At 59.5% G+C, this 18,917-nt stretch carries 13 protein-coding genes and 1 tRNA gene; 3 read left to right on the forward strand and 11 right to left on the reverse strand.

Annotated elements, in window-relative coordinates; translation table 11 throughout:
- Positions 1–12: 12 nt before the first annotated feature.
- Both bcsA and AB4Y89_RS06545 read right to left on the reverse strand, forming a co-directional pair.
- Positions 13–4,581, reverse strand: coding sequence for a UDP-forming cellulose synthase catalytic subunit (bcsA, locus tag AB4Y89_RS06540; RefSeq protein WP_442300100.1), 4,569 nt, complete (start codon positions 4,579–4,581; stop codon positions 13–15).
- Entirely contained in the window at positions 4,578–6,671 is a 2,094-nt protein-coding gene (locus AB4Y89_RS06545; protein WP_442300101.1) for a cellulose synthase operon protein YhjQ/BcsQ, read from the reverse strand. Before AB4Y89_RS06545 ends, bcsA begins: the two co-directional genes overlap by 4 nt.
- Positions 6,672–6,915: 244 nt before the next feature.
- Between AB4Y89_RS06545 and AB4Y89_RS06550 the strand changes: the two genes are divergently transcribed.
- Positions 6,916–6,991, forward strand: a tRNA-Lys gene (locus tag AB4Y89_RS06550).
- A 184-nt stretch (positions 6,992–7,175) separates the two neighbouring features.
- On the opposite strand, the gene AB4Y89_RS06555 is transcribed toward AB4Y89_RS06550, so the two are convergent.
- Genes AB4Y89_RS06555 through AB4Y89_RS06570 form a run of 4 tightly spaced genes read right to left on the reverse strand, consistent with a single transcriptional unit; the run spans position 7,176 to position 12,032 of the window.
- A complete protein-coding gene (locus AB4Y89_RS06555; RefSeq protein ID WP_442300102.1) occupies positions 7,176–8,381 on the reverse strand; it encodes an ATP-grasp domain-containing protein in 1,206 nt (401 codons plus the stop codon).
- Positions 8,382–8,404: 23 nt separating this feature from the next.
- Positions 8,405–9,388: an ADP-glyceromanno-heptose 6-epimerase gene (rfaD, locus tag AB4Y89_RS06560; protein ID WP_442300103.1), complete on the reverse strand. Its 984-nt coding sequence runs from the start codon at positions 9,386–9,388 to the stop codon at positions 8,405–8,407.
- A gap of 49 nt (positions 9,389–9,437) precedes the next feature.
- A complete protein-coding gene (hldE, locus tag AB4Y89_RS06565; protein WP_442300104.1) occupies positions 9,438–10,907 on the reverse strand; it encodes a bifunctional D-glycero-beta-D-manno-heptose-7-phosphate kinase/D-glycero-beta-D-manno-heptose 1-phosphate adenylyltransferase HldE in 1,470 nt (489 codons plus the stop codon).
- Positions 10,908–10,949: 42 nt separating this feature from the next.
- Complete coding sequence (locus AB4Y89_RS06570) at positions 10,950–12,032, reverse strand: glycosyltransferase family 9 protein (RefSeq protein WP_442300105.1); 1,083 nt, start codon at positions 12,030–12,032, stop codon at positions 10,950–10,952.
- A gap of 23 nt (positions 12,033–12,055) precedes the next feature.
- Here AB4Y89_RS06570 and AB4Y89_RS06575 point away from each other — a divergent pair, with 23 nt between their 5' ends.
- Both AB4Y89_RS06575 and AB4Y89_RS06580 read left to right on the forward strand, forming a co-directional pair.
- Positions 12,056–12,667 (forward strand): DUF4254 domain-containing protein, encoded by a 612-nt coding sequence (locus AB4Y89_RS06575; RefSeq protein ID WP_442300106.1) that lies wholly within the window; start codon positions 12,056–12,058, stop codon positions 12,665–12,667.
- Positions 12,668–12,895: 228 nt separating this feature from the next.
- The gene (locus tag AB4Y89_RS06580; protein WP_442300107.1) at positions 12,896–13,453 is read left to right on the forward strand and encodes a TPR end-of-group domain-containing protein; all 558 of its coding nucleotides are present in this window, start codon (positions 12,896–12,898) and stop codon (positions 13,451–13,453) included.
- Positions 13,454–13,522: 69 nt separating this feature from the next.
- On the opposite strand, the gene AB4Y89_RS06585 is transcribed toward AB4Y89_RS06580, so the two are convergent.
- The 5 genes from AB4Y89_RS06585 to AB4Y89_RS06605 all read right to left on the reverse strand — a co-directional run bounded on the left by AB4Y89_RS06585 (position 13,523) and on the right by AB4Y89_RS06605 (position 18,751).
- The gene (locus tag AB4Y89_RS06585) at positions 13,523–14,299 is read right to left on the reverse strand and encodes a response regulator transcription factor (protein ID WP_442300108.1); all 777 of its coding nucleotides are present in this window, start codon (positions 14,297–14,299) and stop codon (positions 13,523–13,525) included.
- Positions 14,300–14,301: 2 nt separating this feature from the next.
- Positions 14,302–14,637 carry a PilZ domain-containing protein gene (locus AB4Y89_RS06590; protein WP_442300109.1) on the reverse strand — a complete coding sequence of 112 codons (336 nt, stop codon included), beginning with the start codon at positions 14,635–14,637 and terminating at the stop codon, positions 14,302–14,304.
- 118 nt (positions 14,638–14,755) lie between these two features.
- Entirely contained in the window at positions 14,756–15,967 is a 1,212-nt protein-coding gene (locus AB4Y89_RS06595) for a hypothetical protein (RefSeq protein ID WP_442300110.1), read from the reverse strand.
- A gap of 338 nt (positions 15,968–16,305) precedes the next feature.
- The gene (locus tag AB4Y89_RS06600) at positions 16,306–17,265 is read right to left on the reverse strand and encodes a 3-keto-disaccharide hydrolase (RefSeq protein ID WP_442300111.1); all 960 of its coding nucleotides are present in this window, start codon (positions 17,263–17,265) and stop codon (positions 16,306–16,308) included.
- Positions 17,266–17,425: 160 nt separating this feature from the next.
- On the reverse strand, positions 17,426–18,751 hold the full coding sequence (locus AB4Y89_RS06605; RefSeq protein ID WP_442300112.1) for a Gfo/Idh/MocA family protein: 1,326 nt from the start codon (positions 18,749–18,751) through the stop codon (positions 17,426–17,428).
- Between the last annotated feature and the right edge of the window lie 166 nt (positions 18,752–18,917).

An 18,917-nucleotide genomic window follows, 5' to 3' on the forward strand; every position in this document is an offset into this window, starting at 1 on the left:
CTCCGGCTCTCTTTACTCGCCCTGCAGGCGGACTCTGGCCCGGTGCCGCAACCATACACGGACGAGACCGGCCATCAGGAAGGAGAAGCCCATGACCAGGATCACTACCGTCCAGGAGAACTGTGTGAAGAACATCTTCAGCCGCGCCCAGAGCGATAGATAGCCCACATGGTAGACATAGTTGCCGATGCGATACGACGAAAATTTCTCGCCGTGCAGCACGCTAACGGACTGCGCAATATCGGACGACTGAGAATCCCGAAGGAAGGTCGCCAGGAACTGCGGAATCACGGAATGATCCCGTGCGGCGATCACCACGACGGACCTGCCCGAGTTGTTCGGCCACTCGATGCCTTCGAGGATCGTATCCGGCAGACCACCGGCCATCGTCAGCTCACCGGTCTGTACATGATCGCTGGAACGTACCTTCCACCATGCGTTCTGCAGAGGCGTGAAGAAGCCCTGCGTGTCCTGCACATGCAGGCCGCCTCCATCGATGCGCACGGGAAGGTCGTTCTTCAGCATGCTCAGGGCCGGCTGATCCTCAACGGTTCCAAGAACGATGTAGTCCTTCTTGGAGTCGCGCTTCATCCCGTCGGCGGTCACAACCGTAACATCGGTGACCGGGTAGCCGGTCTGCGCTCCAAAGTGACCCATCAGCGTCAGGTACTCTTCGATCTCGTCGGTCTGCGCGTTGTCGGGAATGACGACGGCGGTCTCTGACAGATCCTTCATACGGGTGAAGGGATATCCGGCATTGGCGAAGAGTTCGAGATTCGGCAGTACCGCCCAGTGGGGAATATCGCGGATATCGAGATAAGAACCCTTCAGGATGGCGCCCTGCAGATTCAGCGGAGCTGTGTCCTGGCACTTACCCTTCTTCGCGATCTGGAAGACAAACTTCAGCATCAACGAATTGGAGAAGGGCCGCATGTTCACGACCGGTACCGGAATGGGTGTCTGCAGAATGGCGCTGGCGCTTTCCTGGTGCGGCATCGGCGTCGAGCTGACATACGCGCCATTCATATACACCTGCAGCGTGCTCTCGTTGGCCAGGGGCACCGGGTTGTAGCGGTACTCCATATGGAACTCGAGATTCTGCTTCGTCACGCAGTCGTAGCAAAGGTCCGGAGGCACGCGCATGTAGACGCCCAGGGGAACGCTGCCGTCGCCCTGCAGCTCTGCCTGCTGTGTGATATCACCCAGCGTGCGGAGCTGATCGGTCGGCAACCAGCGTGGAGCATCATCCGGCTGGCTGGCAGCCGGATGTTTCACCTGCACGCTGACCTGGCTTCCCTGCCACATCGAACGCTGCAGCGCCAATGCCGTCGCGGCCTTCACCGTGTCTTCCGCGCTATCGCCGGTAAGAATCAGCACCTTCGAGTAGGGATCGCTGGGGTTCGTTCGCATGGCCACCGTGGGCCCACTACTTCCCGTGACACTTAGAGCTGCCGGTAACTCCGACGCATTCTCACTGATGATGATCGCGTTCCCCTGAGGAATGGTGCCGTAGGAGACAGGGAAACGCACCGGGCGATAGTCGGTAAGAATACCGAAGTACGAAGCGACGATCCCCGCGGCCTGCAAACCTTTCGGAGTGGGCTGCGAGAGAAAGACAATCGGGATCGCCGGATGCAGATTCACTGCCGCGTCGTAAAACGGCAGCGGCAGCAGCTTGAGATCATCCTGCAGCGGCAGCAGATTGCCGGCCAGCTCGATCGTCGTGGTGGTGTCTACGTGGTTCCACAAGGTGGAATGTGAAGGGTCTTCGCACTGCAGCGTGTAGTGGCCGACGAACTCAAAGGTGATCTGGTTGTCATGCACCAGCATCTCTGCCGGCATGGTCAGTGTTGCTTCCAGCAGAGCGTTGTTCTCGAAAGAACGGGCATTGCTCAGACTGTTCTGTGCCGCGATCTTCTGTTCGGGAGTCAGATCGGCAGGCTCACCTACAAGGTTCGGCTGAGTCGTCACCGGCAGGGTCGCAAACAATGTGCCGTTCACGCTTACCTTCAGGTGGCTGATCGCCGGCAACAGACCGGGCGAAAAGTGATACCTCAGGTGCATCGTCGCCGACTTTACGACCTGGTTCTGCGGAATCGAGAAGTAGGTGGAGTGATAGGCATCGACGCCACGCAGCACGATCGTGTCTGGAACACCAATATCCGAGAGCGTAAAGATATTGTCGAATTGTCCGGGAGGTACCGGACGGACCTGCACACCACCATCATGTCCCGGCAACTGGGCCTGGGGAGCGCCTGTCGGCGCCACGCCTCCTCCGTTAGCATTCGGAGAGGTTGCCGGCAGCATCGGCCGTGCCTGCGCATGAGCCTTGCCCGCTCCCATCAGCATTGCTGCAAGAACCAGCACAGGAACAACACTGGCCGCCATCTTCTCTGTCGTCTTCTTCTTCATCAGGCCCTTGACTGTCTGCTGCAACCCAAATATCGCCAGCCGGAAAATTCTCATCAGACTCACCAGCGGCTTATCAATCTCGCGAGACTCACCCCAGCCAAGCCAGGTATCGGCGCGTGAGTACAGCACCATCGTCAGCGCCTCTTCTTCCTCAATCGTCAGCGAGTCGAACTGCGCGCGCAGCTGCACGCCGTCATACCAAACCACCGTGGCGGGAATCTCGGCATCGCCATCCAATACCGGGAAGACGACCTTGATGTTGTCGCCGGCGTGGAGCGTGGCATTGCCTTCCACGTTCATCTGCAGACCGCCGCTGGAGATATCCGCGGTAAGACCGGAGATCACAGCACCATCCGGAGCAATGACATCTGCGGGCACGCTCATCGTGATACGCACCGTCTGACGCCGCTGCTGGCTTTCCCAGGCCACGGCCGTCGCTACGCCCAGGATCATGATCGAGAAGAACGTCCACAGCACGTTCATCCAGATCGTGCCTGGATGTGTGCCGTCATACAGTCCGCTGAGATAGTTGAACGGGAACGGAAGCGTGGGCGAGAAGTAGAAGTAGCGCGGAATCGCCATCAGCAGCCCGATGACATTCAGCACCAGCATCACCAGGAAGGGCTGCGCAATGCGGGAGTCAAAGAACCTGCGATTGACCACGCCGCCCTTCGCCGTCACGTTGAACGAACCCAGCTTTGGATTGACCAACGCCATCATCGTCGGCAGGAAGATATACGGCGCCAGCACGGTCTCGTAGATCTCATTCCAGAAGGAGTGTCGATGCTGTCCCTGAATACGTGAGTTCGTGATGCTCGAGAGCACCAGATGCGGGAATGCGTAAGCCAGAATCGCAGCCCAGTAGCCGGGGATATTGGTGTGACCAAGGATCAGGTAGATGAGAGGCGCCGTCAAAAAGATCAGACGCGGCAGGCCATACAGAAAGTGCGACATCGCATTGAAGTAGCAGAGGCGCTGCGCCGGCTTTAGTCCCTTGGCAAAGAGAGGGTTGTCCGTACGCATGACCTGGATCATGCCGCGTGCCCATCGGATACGCTGCTTGACGTGACCGCTCAGACGCTCGGTCGCCAGACCGGCCGCCTGGGGAATGTTGATATAGGCCGTATTCCAGCCGTTGATCTGCATGCGTAGCGAGGTGTGCGCGTCTTCCGTCACCGTCTCGACAGCGATGCCGCCGATCTCATCGAGAGCTTCGCGCCGCAGTACAGCGCAGCTTCCGCAGAAGAAGGTGGCGTTCCAGAAGTCGTTGCCGTCCTGCACAATGCCGTAGAACAGCTCGCCTTCGTTCGGAATGATGCGGAACTGTCCCAAGTTGCGCTCGAACGGATCGGGCGAATAGAAGTGGTGCGGCGTCTGCAGCATCGCCAGCTTGCGATCGCGCAGGAACCAACCCACGGTCACCTGCAGGAAGCTGCGCGTCGGCACGTGGTCGCAATCGAAGATCGCAACCAACGGGGCGCTCAGCCGCTTCAGAGCGCGATTGATGTTGCCGGCCTTCGCATGCGCGTTATCGTCACGCGTCATGTAACCGATACCAGCTTCTTCGCAGAACGAGCGAAACTCTTCGCGTTTTCCGTCGTCAAGAATGTAGACGTTCAGCTTGTCCGCCGGCCAGTCGATGTTCATGGCCGCAAGCGCGGTGTAACGCACAACACTGAGCGGTTCGTTGTAGGTCGGAATCAGCAGGTCGACCTCGGGCCACTCGTTCGGATCCTCCGGCAGAGGCACGGGGGTGCGACGCAAAGGCCAGATGGTCTGCAGATAGCCAAGGTAGAGGATCAGGAAGGCGTAGGTCTCTGCAAAGCAGAGCGTCAGGATGAAGAAGGCATCCAGGGGTCCCCACTTTGTTCCCGGATCCTGAAAGAACTCCACGACCGTTGCGATACGCCAGTAGCCATACCGGAAGGTTGAGAACATTGACGCCAGCATCAGCGTCAGCGTGACCAGATAGCTGCGAGAGCTACGATCCATCCATACGCCGATCAACACGGTCAGCAGGCCAAGTACAGCCTGCTGCGGCCAGGACAACCGGAGCATGCCTGTGGTTCCCAGGACGAAGAAACCGCCCAGGATCACCAACACCCTTACCAACTTCATCACCAGACTGTCGCCAGTCTCAAACTCACGCCACGCCGTGGTATGCGTCATCGTTCCGTCCACCTTGCTCCGCGGAATCCGGCTGTTGCCGGCGCGGTAGCCGCACGCACCCACGTTGCCACGTTCATAAAGTCTTCAGAGACAGGGCTCGACGGAGCATAGTCGATCACCGTCATGCCCTCTGCCAGAGCCTCACTCACCGCGGGATTCCGGCGGATGGTAAAGGGCAGAAGGCGGTCACCAACCAGCTGCCGCATCACCTCACGCACATCCAGGTGCAGCGGCAGAGAAGAATCAAACTGGTTCAGAACATAGTTCGGCCGTACCGGACGCCCATCGGCATCCGTGACTCCGTGGAAGAACTTCTCCACGGCCTGGAGGCTGATAACCGAGTTCATGTCGGGAGCCAGAGGCACAATCACAGTCGGGTTCAAACGTCCCAGGCGGCGCAGCAGCCAGCTCGAGCCGGAACTGAGGTCCACGATCATGCGATGCGCTCCCTGGCCGTTGCGAGCGACCTCATCCATCACCCACTCCTGGGTTGCCTGGTCGTTGCCCTTCTGATCGAGCTCATAGTTCACCAGGTAGATGGGAGCATCGGTGCTTCCGGGCGGCGGAGAGAAGGTCCGCACCACGCTCGGACGCAATTCACGCGCACCGAAGTAGAACGGCAGCAGACCATGCGATGTGGTATCGGTGAGCAGTACCTTTTCCCCCATGCTGGACATGGCGCGGCCCAGCGTAGCCACCATGCTGGTCTTACCGACACCGCCGGCGAGAGAAAAGATGACGAGGGTTGGAACGCGGTACTCCTGCTTCCGCACCGGCTGCGGATCGGTCTGTTCCTGCGAGTGATCAAACACACCCTTCAGGGCAAACCAGCGCGAAGCAACACGCTCACGCGAGTGCTGCAGCGTATCGGGCACCTGCGGCGGCTCCGGCTGCTGTTGCACAGGCTGAGGCTGCGGACGCTGCTGGCGATCTTCACCATACAGCCATGCCGGACGCACCGGACTCTGCTCCCGCTGCGCTGCCGGCACCGTGCCGCTCTGCCGCACCGGCGCGGGGCGATACATCGGCTGAACCGGTTCGCGCTTCTCCGGCATCGTCTCAACTCGTTCCTGCGGAGGATAGTTCTTGAGCGGCGTCTCGTGGACCGGCGGCAATGTGACCTCGTGAGGCTGTGGCTCCGCCCGAGGCATCGGAGGAGCGGGAATAAAGTTACGTACCGGTTCGGCAGGCGGCTCCACAACATCCGGACGCCGCGGCATGGTTGCCGGGCGATCTTCAAAGTGAGGCTGGGGAGGCTCCGGAGCCGGAATGAAGCTGCGTTGAGGCGCCTGGTAACGCGGCTCTTCGCGATAGGCGTCCATCTGTGCTGTTGGAACATCCGGACGATAGCCGCGCCGCAACTGCTGCTCCTGCGGTGCTGCCGGCTGTTCGGCAATACGCTCAGGCTGCTTCGGTGTCACCGGATCAATAATGGGAACCTTCTTCATGCCCGATGAAAATCCGGGCTGTACGCGCACCGCCGCACGAATTGCGGAGCTCTGCCGCAAAGCAGCGGCACGCTCGGCAGAAGAGGTATGCGGGCGATGTATATGGTGTTCGATCTCGACATCGTGCGTAGGCTTGATGTACGGATCGCTGATCTCGCCCGGGACAGCAGGCTGGGGTTGTTCGTTCTGCCAGCGACGCTCCTGCATCTCGGCATGAGCGTGGGCTTCAGCGGCTTCGCGCTCAGCACGGCGAGCCGCGGCCTCTGCGGCGGCGGCGGCTTCAGCGTGACGCGCAGCTTCAAGACGATCCTGTGCAGCCTTCTGCGCCTGCCGCGCGCTCTCAGCGGAAGCAGCAGCCCTTTGCGTCTCTTCCGTCTCAGCCGCTCCCAGAGCGAGCTTCTCGGCAACTTCCTCTTCGTGGCGCGCAGCCTCTTCGGCTTCCGTCTTCGCCTTCTCTTCCGCTTCACGCGCTGCTTCCGCGGCGCGATGCTTCATCTGAGCGCGGAACTCACGCCGCGACGCCGAAAAGTCACGATACTTAGCGCCCTGCAGATTCGCCCACGAATACAGTACGGCGACGTCTTCGGGGGTCTCGTCCGCAGCCTTCTGCTCTCCACTCCGCTCCGGATTATTGCTGTCCATAACTGCTCCTTGAGCCTCGTGTGCCGTCAAACCGTCAGCCAGTTACTGTCCGGAAAAGACACACTTTTTCCGCAATTGTTCGATCCAATGCCCTGAGCGTACTGGCCTTAGGAACTCAAGTCAATCACCAGCAGATGCTACTTAAGTGTCAGAAATCATGCATTTTGAGCCTTATGGAGACTGCCTTTCCATAGGGCCGGGCAACGCTGCACATGCCTCATTTGTGCTACCTTGAAGAAAGTGCGAGAGCGTAGCTCAGTTGGTAGAGCATCGCCCTTTTAAGGCGCTGGTCCTGGGTTCGAGCCCCAGCGCTCTCACCACTCTTCCTTCCATTTTTCTTCTCAACTCAGGGCGATTCTACCCACTCGATGGGCGACCTGAACCACACAGTAGTACCCATCTGGGCACGAATCCTGAACGTTACCTGTCAGGGCGTGTCATCCAAGTCCCAACGTCAGCAGGCGGGATAGACTTTCCCGATTCTTCCGTGCCCGTCACCCGCCCCTAACCTATGGGTCGGTCGGGAACAGGAGCTGTGGCGCAGAAACGCTCCAGGAACTCAGGGGCATACTGCTGCAGCAGCGTGTTGACCCGTTCCGCGCTCTCAGAGGCTACGATCAGCCCGGCGTGATGATGACGCTTCAACGTCTCGACCACCTCCGGAGCATCGAACGGCGACAGATCAGGCTCCGCCATCTTTGCCAGGCAGAGCACGCTGCCGGCATAGAGGCTGTTCACGCGAGGCAGGTCGTACTCACTTCCGGACATCGATGCGACCTCGATCTTCGCCCATTCCCGCCAGAGATTGATCCCGGTCGAGTGCTCAATGACATCCGCGATGTACGCTCCGCCAACGCGGGCGGCCGATTCAAGGAAGTAAAACTCCCCGTCCTCGTCTGCCTTGATGAACTCGGTATGGGTTACGCCGCTCACCATCCCCAGCGCAGGTATCACAACGTTGTGAGCCTCGACGAGCATGCGGGCATCCAGGCTGTCCCGGTGGATAGCGCGCGTGGTGAACACACCGCCTTCATGCATCACCTTCATCGGTGGAGCGCCGTACTGATGCACGGCGCTGAAAAGGATGCGCTCCTTCCAGGTCACACCATCGACGTGGAAGACCTCGCCGGGCACAAAGCGTTCCAGCAGATAGTGGCTCTGCTTGTCGCCAAGCTCATCCAGCAGCGGCCAAAGATGCTGCGGTTGATGAATCTTCTGAATCCCGATCGCCGAGGCGCTTGAACGCGGCTTCAGCAACCAGGGCCCTGGAACGCTCTGCATGAACTCCCGCAGATCGTCGTAGTTCAGAATTGGCGTGAACTCCGGCACAAGCACGCCCGCTCTCTGGGCACGCTGCCGCATCGCCAGTTTGTCGCGAAAGAAGCGCGTGGTCGACTGGCCCATGCCGGGCAGGCGCATATGCTCCCGGATCAGCGCCGCCGATTCGAGTTCGAACTCGTCCAGAGCCACGATGCGATCAATGCGCTGGTGCCGTGCCCGATAGGTCACCGTATTCAGCACCTGTTCCGGGGTAAGCCCCTCGGGCATCGTCATAAGATCGGCCAGGGCTTCGCGCGGCCACGATGCATCCTTGAGCTTTTCGACCGTGAGCAACAGGACGTTGCAGCCGAGCCTTGCGGCCTCGCTGAGAAACGCCTTGCCTTTCTCATAGCTGGTGATGCACAGAATCGTCTCTTTGCCGTCGCTCATAGCATCCTCTCACCAGTCAACCGCTAAAGTTGCAGCGGTTCTTCAGCAAATGTCTGAGATACACCCTCTTCTACATCGGTCATCGGATCCACATATCCAGCCTGGCGCAGACCGGTGACATCAGCCTGCGTGAAGTGCTGGTACCGCCCATGCAGGTCCGCGGGGAACGGGATAAACGTAATCTTGCCCTCACCATGGACGCTCATCAAGGCCTTGGCGACGTCCTTGAAGGTCCGGGCCTTACCGGTGCCTGCGTTCACAACGGCCTTTACCGGCTGCTTCGGGCTCTCCGGGAGCAGACCTCCGAAGAACATGTTGATGCGCGCAAGATCCTTCACAAAGACGAAGTCGCGCAGCTGCTCACCGCTGCCGTACCCGCCTGTTCCCTCGAACATCCGGATCTCGCCCTGTGTCTTCAACTGTTTGGAGAAGTGCTGCATCACACTCGCCATGCGGCCCTTGTGACGCTCACGCGGACCGTAGACATTGAAGTAACGCAGACCGATCACGGTGGACTCAAAGCTGTTGATCCGCCGGCGCACATAGTTGTCGAAGACCAGCTTGGAGTAGCCGTAGATGTTCAGCGGCTTCTCGTTTTCCTTGGTCGGTGTGAAGTTCTCGCTCAGGCCGTAGACGGCGGCGGTAGAAGCATAGACCAACGGGATCTTGCGGTTGGTGGCGAAGTGCAGGAGCTCCTTCGAGTACGTGAAGTTGTTGTCCATCATGTACTGCCCGTCATCTTCCAGCGTGTTGGAGCAGGCGCCCTGATGCAGGATTGCGCGAATCTTCACGCTGTCGAAGTCGCCGGCGTTGAGCGCTTCGCGGAACTCATGCTTGTCCATGTAATCGGAGTAGTCCGCGCCCCAAAGGTTAACAAACTTCGGTCCGGTCCAATTCGCAGCGGGCGCGAAGTTATCCACCAGCAGGATGTCCTTCTCCCCGGCACGGTTCAGTTCATGAATCAGATTGCTTCCGATAAACCCAGCGCCACCTGTGACAATGATCAACGCGCTTTCTCCTTCAAATAGCTATCGCGGTAGGGATCCTGGGCGGACTTCAGCAGACGCCCGTAAGCTTCTTTACGATGTTGGTCGTTGAGAACCCGGCTACGGTAGGCACAATCTCCACGCGGCCTCCGGCTGCAATGACGATTTCATGGCCTACAACCGTCTCTATGGTGTAGTCGCCACCCTTTACCAGAACGCTCGGCTTCAGGTCGCGGATCAGTTCCATGGGCGTGTCTTCGTCAAACAACACAACCGCATCGACCGCGGCCAGCGCCGCCATCACACGGGCGCGTTCCATCTCTCCCACAACCGGCCGTGTTGGCCCCTTCAGCCGCTGCACGCTGGCATCGGTATTCAGGCCCACGACCAGCTTGCTGCCGAACCTCCGGCAGTCCTCGAGCAGCGTGATGTGTCCGACGTGCAACAGGTCAAAACATCCGTTGGTGAAGACGATGGTTTCGCCGGCGGCGCGCCACTCCTCGACACGGCGCTTCACGCGCTCCCGGTCAAGCACACGCTCATCAGACCGCAGGTCCTGGCTAGGCGTCAGCAGCTCAACCAGGTCGCCGGAGGTAATTGGCACTGTGCCAACCTTACCGACGACGATACCCGCAGCCAGATTCGCCAGTTCGATCGCCGTCTCGACCTTCAGACCACCGGCCAGACTGGCGGCAAGGGTAGCAATTACCGTATCCCCTGCGCCGGAGACATCGAAGACCTCACGTGCCCGGGCCGGCGAGTGATAGGTGTAGCCAGGCCGTACGATCCGAATTCCCTTCTCGCTCATCGTGACCGTCAGGTATTCGAACTCGTGCTCCACCACCTGCTTTTCCGCGGCATGCAGCAGGGCGTCCACTTCATACGATGGAACCCCCGTTGCCTGCGAGAGCTCATTCAAGTTTGGACAGACGGTCGTCGCTCCGGAGTACTTGCCCAGATCACGTGTCTTGGGATCCACCAGTACCGGAATCGCACGGTCGCGTGCGGCGCGGATCACTGCCCTGCACAACTCGTCGGAAAGCGCGCCCTTGGCGTAGTCACTCAGGATCACCGCATCGGCATGAGCGACTGCTGCCACCGAGGTATCAATCAGCCGCTGCAGATCCTCAGGGGAAGGCTTCTTCTGGCTTTCGATATCCAGACGCAGCATCTGCTGGGTCCGCGCCACGATGCGTGTCTTCGAGATGGTAGGCAAGCTGCCAGTGACGACCGGGGCATAGTTCACGCCATCCTGATCCAGCAGCGCGGCCAGTTCTTCTTTTTCACGGTCAGCGCCCCAGAACCCGGCGAGCGTGGCCTGTGCACCCAGTCCGGCCAGGTTCATGGCCACATTTGCGGCGCCACCGGCGCGCTCATACCGCTGTGCGTGCCGCAGCACCGGCACGGGGGCTTCGGGCGAGATGCGCTCCACCTCACCATGAATGTAACGATCCAGCATGATGTCGCCCACAACCAGAACCCGGAGGTTGGAAAACCCTCCCTCCAGCAACCCGAGCACCTCATGAACCTGCGGAAGCATCGTCTCTCCTTCTTCCCATCATCGCATTACGCGAACAATCCATCATTTCGCCAATGTTGACAGAGCCGCACGGACCTCGTGCATCACCTCATCCACGGTGATCGACATCAGGCACTTCTTTTTCTCCACGATGCAGGTCTCCAGGCCGCATCCCCAGCAGTCAACCTTGTGATATATCACTCTGTGTCCCGGGCCATATGGGAACCAGACCGCCGGCTTATTGCGAGCGGCGAAGATCGCCACACATGGCGTTTGAACCGCTGCCGCAAGATGCATCGGGCCCGAGTCGTGGCCGACAAACAACCTGGCATGGGCAAATGCCGCGGCGCTCTCACGCGGTGTGAGTTTGCCGCAGAGATTCACCACCGGGCCTCCGCCGGCCGCGCGCCAACCATCGGCTGCTGCTTCGCTCACCGCACTCTCTTCCGGAGCTCCAGCAAGCGCAAGACCGAACTCGGGATAAGCCGCGCCCATCTGAGCCAGCAGGCCGCGCCAGTTCTCTACGCCCCAGTCCTTTGCCTGCACCTTGGTGCCGACGCTGACGGCGATCACCGGGCGGTCACCCAACGGCTTCAGCAGGGCCGCTGCCTTGTCCTTCTCTGCAGGAACAAGCTCCAGATCCCAGCTTGCGGCGTCGTCCAGGCGTGCATCGCCCAGCTCGGCGATATTCCTCGCATGCTTTGCAGCTTCCTGCTCATAGATGCCGTTTTCATCCAGCCGGTTCTGCTGCATGTCTTCCGTAAGGGGAATGCCCACAAACTTCTTCACCCCGGCAAGGCGAAAGAACGCGGCATCACGCTTCGTATTGGCCAGGCCGCGGCCTGCTGCCAGATAAACGAGAACGTCGGGCTTGAACCGCCGTATCTCCCAGGCCAGCTTCGCTAATGCCAGAGGATTTCGCGTTCCTACCTGGTAGCGCATGTATCCATGGATCAGCCCCGTGGGGCCCAGTACTGCTGCCGCCGCAGGAGCCTTGCTGCTCACAGGCCAATTCGTCAACATACGCCGCTCGGCGTTTGGAAAAACCCGCGCAATTAGACGCAGGCTAGGAAGAACAATCAGCGTATCCCCAAGACTTCCCAGACGATAGACCAATACCCGCTTCGCATCGAGATTTGAAGTCATTGCACATAGAATATCCGCTGAGCATGTCTGTTCCGTTACTCGACGCCTTCACCATCACCGCGGCCCAGGATCTGCAGACCAAAAACTGGCATCTGCCCGAGCCTCCACGCACCACGCCGGCAGACCCGTTCGACGGCCTGCTCAGTCAGCTCCATCGAGCCAACTTCGACCTGTGGCACGAGGAAGACCGGGCCCGTGATCCCAACGCCAGTTCTGATCAGATCGCGATTACCAAACGAGCGATCGACATTTTGAATCAGCGCCGCAACGATGTGGTCGAACAGCTAGACCGCGCACTGCTTGAGGCCCTGGCGCCGCTCTCATTACCCAATACGGACGCGGCGCTGCACTCCGAAACGCCGGGACTGATTCTTGACCGGCTCTCTATCCTTGCGCTCAAGATCTTTCATACCCAAGAGCAGATTGACCGCACCGACATCACCGAAGAGCATCGCTCCAGGAACCAGGCTCGCCTCGCGATGCTCACGGAACAGCGCAACGATCTTGCCGGTTGTCTGGACGCTCTTTGGAGCGATGTCACAGGCGGCAGGCGCCGCTTCAAGCTGTACCGGCAGTTGAAGATGTACAACGATCCGACACTGAATCCTGTGCTCTATGCTCGGAGGAACGTCTAAAGCGTTTTCCCTGTTGCCGGGTATCCCGGAGGGGTCGTTCAGCGGCGTTTTCATTGCGGAAAACGCCCATGGATGCGGAAGCCCTACATGACACCCACAGGGAAAACGCTCTAACCGGAGTTTGGCGTTTCTTGACCTGTGCGCGTATCCTGCGTATAAATCACCAACGACTCTTTTAGACGCTACCCCTTACATAACCCTGCGTCTGAATCAACTGGAACCGCAACCATGGCCACGACCAAAGCCAAAACAGCAAACAATATACGTCGCATGCCTCGCACCATCGCTGCCCAGCCCGCCCCCGATGCTGCTCGTCAGCAGGCCCTCGAACAGTTTTCCGCTGCCGTCCAGTTGATGCAGTCCGGCAAGTTCGATAAGGCTCTCGTCGCTTTTGAAAAGCTCCTTCCCGATGCCCCGTTCGAGTTCGCAGATCGCATCCGCACCTTCCGTACCGCCTGCGCCAAGCAGACAGAGAAGGTCGCTGCGAAGTTTGCGTCAGAAGAAGAGCGCTGCGACTATGCCGTTGTTCTGTTGAACGACGGTAACTACGCCGACGCGCGCGAACATTTCGATGAAATTCTAAAGAAGAACCCACAGAGCGACTTCGCTCTTTACGGCCTGGCAGTGCTGTCGTCGATGACAGGAGACTTTACGGCGTGCCTGGAGCACCTGACCGTCGCCATCAGCATGAATCCGCAGCGTCGTATCCAGGCGCGTTCTGATTCTGACTTCCAGGACATGGCAGATGATCCACGATTCACGGAACTGCTCTATCCCGAGACCTAAACCATCGCGAATGGAAGAAAGAAAGGCGTGGCCTGTGGCCACGCCCTCTCTTTTAATTCGGTAAAACTGTCAGTTCGGCAGTGAAATCTCGGTGGTGTTGGCCGGTCCGGCGGCGCCACTGTTTTCTCCATCCTGCATGTAGCGCTTGAGCAACTGATGATGCAGGCAGTAGAGAGCCAACTCCAGGCGATCGCTTACGCCCAATTTGTCGTAGATCTTACGCAGGTAATTCTTGATCACCTGTTCGGTGGTGCCTAGCTGGAAGGCGATCTCCTTGTTACGCATGCCGCGCGTAATGCAGGAGATGATCGAGATCTCCTTGGGCGACAGGCGTGGCTGCACCTTAGGGTTGGTGAGGGTCGTCGCCTGTGCCCGATAGGCCTCGATGACCCAGTTGATCGACTGATTGTCGATCCAGGTCTCGCCGGCCGCGATCTTGCGGACGCACTTCACCAGCAGATCGGGAGAGATGGATCGGGCTACGACACCACGCACGCCGCGGCGATACAGTTCCACGGTATTCGCCTCATCAGTCTCCACCACCTGGACAATGATCTTGGCGTCCGGAGCTCGCTTGACCAGCTCGGGAATAGCGTCGATGGTGCCGGCGATCATCTGCCCCTCAAGCAACACCACATCGGTTGGATAGCGCTGCAGCGCCTGATAGAGATTGGGAAGATTCTCCGCCTGAGCGACGACACGGATATCGTCTTCAACGGCAAAAATCTTTCGCATGCCCACACGGTAGATGGCCTGGGAGTCAGCCAGAATCACACGAATGGCGCTACCTGCACCGGTTTGTCCTTCAGTTACATCCACGTCCTGGATCGGTTCGTTCCCGCTCATACTCAGCTTGCCTCAAGAGAATACTCATCGATCACCACAGCCGCTTTTTGCTCATTTTCAGACTGCTGATGACGTACAACCCTGCCCACACAATGCACCTTGACATCCGTAGACGTACCCATAATGGCGGACGGCATGGCCATCGTAAATTCCACCTTTGTGTCTACTCCCGGCAACTTATGGGCTACCAGCAGCAGACCACTGGCGGAAACATTCTCTGTCATTGCCTCGAGTATGCCTTCGGGGGTCTGCAGACTCACTTGCAGCCGTAGGGGAAATCGCACGGCGGTGCGTACAGGGTCTTTTGTCAGAGCGAAGCTGGGAGGCAGATAGGACATACGATTTCTCCCGCGGAATTGGGGCCCTTGTAACCTCTTACCCTCTTCTTGGTTACCACGGTGGACCCCAGTGTAACTCATTTACAAATACCCGCTACCTCAAATTTGAAACAAGAAGTTACCGTTTTGGGAAGAATCCGGCGGATCCGCCGACCCAGGTTTTATCGCGGTTATGGTCGACTCCCATCATGAGCCCACGTCCCATCCTGGCCAGGCTGATCATCGGCTGCATCCGTTTTCCTTCCGGCCAGAGATAGAGAATCCGCACCTCCACCTGGGTTGCTCCCTCAGGCGTCTGGATGACCGGCTCAAACTGAACCCGCTCCTGCAAGAGGTAGTTCCGGCGCTCCGCCTCCGGAATCGAGCGCAGCACAGTCTCCTCCGGGGCGAACGTAATTCCTTTCCCTGCAAAGGAATACAAGGGCTTCAAAATCCATTGCTCGCGTTTTTCAGGAAGCCGGTCGCGGCCTATGCCGGCTATCCAGTCGTCCAGAAAGACCGCGGCCGGTACCGTTCTGTGACGCAGATATGGAAGCGAGAACTTGCTGATACGGAAGTACCAGTTCGGGTGGCCGGCCCACTCGACGTCGAGCTCGTCCCGGTAATCGAAACCCGGAACAATTCCCTTCCGCTCCATCTCATCGACGATCGCCCGGTTGTAGATACGCTTGACCGGAATCTCACGACCACCGGATTCATACACCAGCCCCCCGCCCCGCCGCTTCAGCGCGGTTACGTCCACGATCCGGATGCCGAGGCGGTCGGCATGGATGTGAAAGTCCGGCAGCGTCTTCTGCTCGGTGGGAGTCACCTCGGCGAGAACCACCTGTTCCGGGTCATGGGAGCCGACAATCTCCTGCCGCAGCAACTCCCAGTACCCGGCATCGTCCAGGCCGCCCAGGAACCAGGAGCAGTCGTCGATCCCGAAGACCTCCGCGTAGGCACTGGACAGGGCTGCCTGATAGCCGAAGATCGAAGGAAAAGCCTGCATCTCAACCAGGCGAGGCCGCAGCTTACCGTCCGGCTCGCGAACCAGACCGAAATCGATGGCCAGAAAGAGAGGCCGGCGGCTCTCCTGCGGCACACGGTATTGCTGTGGCACCGTTGCCGCGGAGTCCCGCATATATTCCGGGTTCTCGGTCAGTTGCAGGGTGAGCTCTTCCCCCGCCTGCACCATCTCGTCGAGCGTCTCCGGGGTGAAGAAACATGGCGTCTCCGCCATGCGGAACTGGACGCTGGCACGTGTGCGCTGGTCCATCAGCCGCTGCAACTGGCTGTACTTTTCCAAGCTAAATCCCGCGTTGAAGCGTTCCCGCCGGTCCGCCAGCATTCGATCTCTCCCGAAAACGCCAACGCCCCGCACGAGGCGGGGCGATGCTGGCGCCTTGATGGCTAGGGTGTGTCATCAAACTCCTGTCGTCAGCGTTGCGAGCGCAAAATTGTCCAGACGAGGCGGAGGCCGAAGGCTGTGGCGGGTCCACAGTCGAGGACGAAAACGAAGTATGGGCGAATTTGCGCCGCAACCCAAGGGCCGGGGCAGATTTTCCCGATCTCTTCGTCCCTCGTCGTTCCAGTAGACCGGCTACAGTTCTCTCCTCACTCCTCGATCTCGTAAAAATCTGCTCCCGGCGCTGACGGCACGAGTTTGATGACACACCCTAGCTTAGGTTACTTCAGTTCCTTGAGGTACACATTCTTTACCGAATACTCGCCAATCGATTCCACTTCGATACCGAGCTTGCCGCTGGCGCGGAAGTACTTCGGGTCGAGATCGACAAACGAGGTGACGAGGTGACCGTTCATGAAGATCTGAGTCGTGTTGCCCTTGGCAATGATCATGAACGAGTTCCAGTCATCCTTCTTAAACCACTGATTCAACTGGTCCTTCTCCGCGATGGTTGCCGTGGTGAGGGTCGGCTTGCCTGGCTCGGCGAGGATGGCGTGTCCCGGGGGCGAGATGATGGAACGGCCGCCCTGCTCGTAGAACATACCTGACCACATGTTGCCGGCGTCGAAATCCGCCTGCGGTCCAAAGAGATCCCACTTGGCCTGCGACTCCTTGCTTGGAGGAGTTCCAGGGTTCGCGCATGCCGGCGGACGCGGCGGCGCACCGGCTTGACGAGCTGCGCCCTGCCCAGCGCCGGCAGCAGACCCTGCGCCTGCTCCAGCAGGACGAGGAGCCCCGCCGCCGCCCATCCGCTGACGTGGCGGATAGACGGTACCCGTCGGCTTCTCCGAGAGATAGCTGCGGAACTGCATACCGCCGTTCACACGCTCTGTACCCTTGAAGTCGTACTTCAAGATGAAGTCGGCAGGCTCGCCTCCCTGCCAGATCAGATACACCGTACCGGTGGGGTGCTCGCAGCTGGGGTGGATGTAGATGGCGCCATCTTTGACAGACCACAGCGAGGTATCGCCGTCCCAACCCTTCAGGCTGCTGCCGTCGAAGAGAGGCGTGAAGCCAGTGTTGTCGGCGTAGTCATACGGCGCGGAACCTCGCGGATTGAACCCTGGCGGAAACGCAGGGGCTGCCTGACCGGCCGGGGCGGCCTGCGAGACGGCCATCGGAGCCGCCAGCATCAGGGCAGCGGCGCCAAGGTGCAGTGGAATCGAAAACAGCTTCTTCATCGGTGTATAGCCTCCAGAGCTTACAAAATGAGTCGTCTCAGGCACGGACCCGAAATTCCCCTCTTCAAGACTGCGAACGGAATCCTACCCGAACCGAGTCACTTTCGCATAGGGGGTAATTACCGGTGCGTGCTGAGACGCACGCACCGGCCTGGAAGTCTCAACCCAGCGTCATCTTGGCCGGGTCCCAGTGAACGATGGAGCCCTTCTCAGCACTGCGGTTCGCTAACAACGCAGCGCCCGCTGCACGGAAGCCAAAGGTGGCATCTTCGACAGGCTGCTTGCGGGTTCGTACCGAGTTGAAGAAGTTCCGGAAGTGATCGTAGTTGTCCGCGTAGCCCTTTTCGGCGGAGAACTTCTGGATCGTCTGCGGAGGCGCTCCCTCGGGATGGGTGACCGGATACTTCTTGCGATACTCAGCGAACGTCTCCTTCTGCATCGCTTCGCTAAAGGTGCTCACGGTAAAGCCGGGCTCCTTCTCGTGCGGAACGCGGGTTACGGTCACGGTGTTGCCGGCGATCTCCATCGTTCCCTCGTCGCCGGTAAAGAGGAAGCCTTCGCTCTCTTCACCACCGTTTACGAAGTTCACGCGCAGGCTGAGGTTGAAGCCCTCGGGATAGTCGAAGAGCGCCAGCAGCACGTCGTTGGCATCGCGGCCATCGTTCCAGTAACGGATCGCGCCGGTCGCCATCGCCCGCGTGGGTCCGTTCGATCCTGTAATGAAGTGCGTTCCGCTGAAGAGGTGGACAAACAGATCACCGGCAACGCCTGAACCGTAGTCTTTCCATTTGCGCCACTGGAAGAAGCGCTCGGGACTCCACTCATGCTTCGGAGCAGAACCCAGGAAGCGCGGCCAGTCGCAGGTCTGCGGGCTGGCATCCACAGGAACGGTGTAGTTCCAGGCGCCGATCGACGAGTTCCGGTCCCAGCGGGCGTTGATGGTATTCAGCTTGCCGATAGCGCCCGCGGCGAGCAACTCCTTGGCCTTGGCATAAACGACAGAGCTGACGCGCTGGCTGCCAACCTGCAGGATGCAGCCGGTCTCCTTTGCCGTGCGGACGATCTCCGGACCATCCTCGTAGACGTGGATCATCGGTTTTTCGAGATAGACGTCCTTGCCTGCCTTCATGGCATCCACGGCGGCCTGCTTGTGCCAGTGGTCGGGCGTTGCGATAAGCACCGCGTCGACATCAGGACGGGCAAGAATCTCCTTGTAGTCACGGGTGGTAAAGACGTCGCTGCCCCAGAGCTCTTTGCTGTGCGCCAGACGGCCGTCGTAGCAATCGGCAACGGCGACCAGTTTGACTCCCGGAACCTGTACGGCCCAGCGCGCGTCGCCCTGCCCCTGGATGCCGGCGCCGATCAGCGCGAGCTGGATGGTGTCATTCGGCGACTTTACGCGCGGTCCCTGAGCGTGCAGGGAACGCAAGGTGACTGCTCCGGCAGCAGCCATAGCCGAAGAACGAAGAAACAACCGGCGATCCATATCCATCCTGTAAGCCTCCACTTTGTGAGTCCAGACAGGTATACGGGGAAGGGGGTGCGCTCGGCAACTGGCGGGATGTCCTACGGTTAACTTGGGGACCATAGCACTCCAAGCGATCACGTTTCGTGATTGTCGAAAGTAGTCGGTAGAGAAGCAGATTTCTCCG

Origin of the sequence: Terriglobus sp. 2YAB30_2 (assembly GCF_052114765.1) — a bacterium.
GTDB lineage: Bacteria > Acidobacteriota > Terriglobia > Terriglobales > Acidobacteriaceae > Terriglobus.

Coding starts and splice junctions, on each gene's coding strand:
- bcsA (WP_442300100.1), bottom strand. CDS start 4,581: ATGACGCATACCACGGCGTGGCGTGAGTTTGAGACTGGCGACAGTCTG.
- AB4Y89_RS06545 (WP_442300101.1), bottom strand. CDS start 6,671: ATGGACAGCAATAATCCGGAGCGGAGTGGAGAGCAGAAGGCTGCGGAC.
- AB4Y89_RS06555 (WP_442300102.1), bottom strand. CDS start 8,381: ATGAGCGACGGCAAAGAGACGATTCTGTGCATCACCAGCTATGAGAAA.
- hldE (WP_442300104.1), bottom strand. CDS start 10,907: ATGCTTCCGCAGGTTCATGAGGTGCTCGGGTTGCTGGAGGGAGGGTTT.
- AB4Y89_RS06570 (WP_442300105.1), bottom strand. CDS start 12,032: ATGACTTCAAATCTCGATGCGAAGCGGGTATTGGTCTATCGTCTGGGA.
- AB4Y89_RS06575 (WP_442300106.1), top strand. CDS start 12,056: ATGTCTGTTCCGTTACTCGACGCCTTCACCATCACCGCGGCCCAGGAT.
- AB4Y89_RS06580 (WP_442300107.1), top strand. CDS start 12,896: ATGGCCACGACCAAAGCCAAAACAGCAAACAATATACGTCGCATGCCT.
- AB4Y89_RS06585 (WP_442300108.1), bottom strand. CDS start 14,299: ATGAGCGGGAACGAACCGATCCAGGACGTGGATGTAACTGAAGGACAA.
- AB4Y89_RS06590 (WP_442300109.1), bottom strand. CDS start 14,637: ATGTCCTATCTGCCTCCCAGCTTCGCTCTGACAAAAGACCCTGTACGC.
- AB4Y89_RS06595 (WP_442300110.1), bottom strand. CDS start 15,967: ATGCTGGCGGACCGGCGGGAACGCTTCAACGCGGGATTTAGCTTGGAA.
- AB4Y89_RS06600 (WP_442300111.1), bottom strand. CDS start 17,265: ATGAAGAAGCTGTTTTCGATTCCACTGCACCTTGGCGCCGCTGCCCTG.
- AB4Y89_RS06605 (WP_442300112.1), bottom strand. CDS start 18,751: ATGGATCGCCGGTTGTTTCTTCGTTCTTCGGCTATGGCTGCTGCCGGA.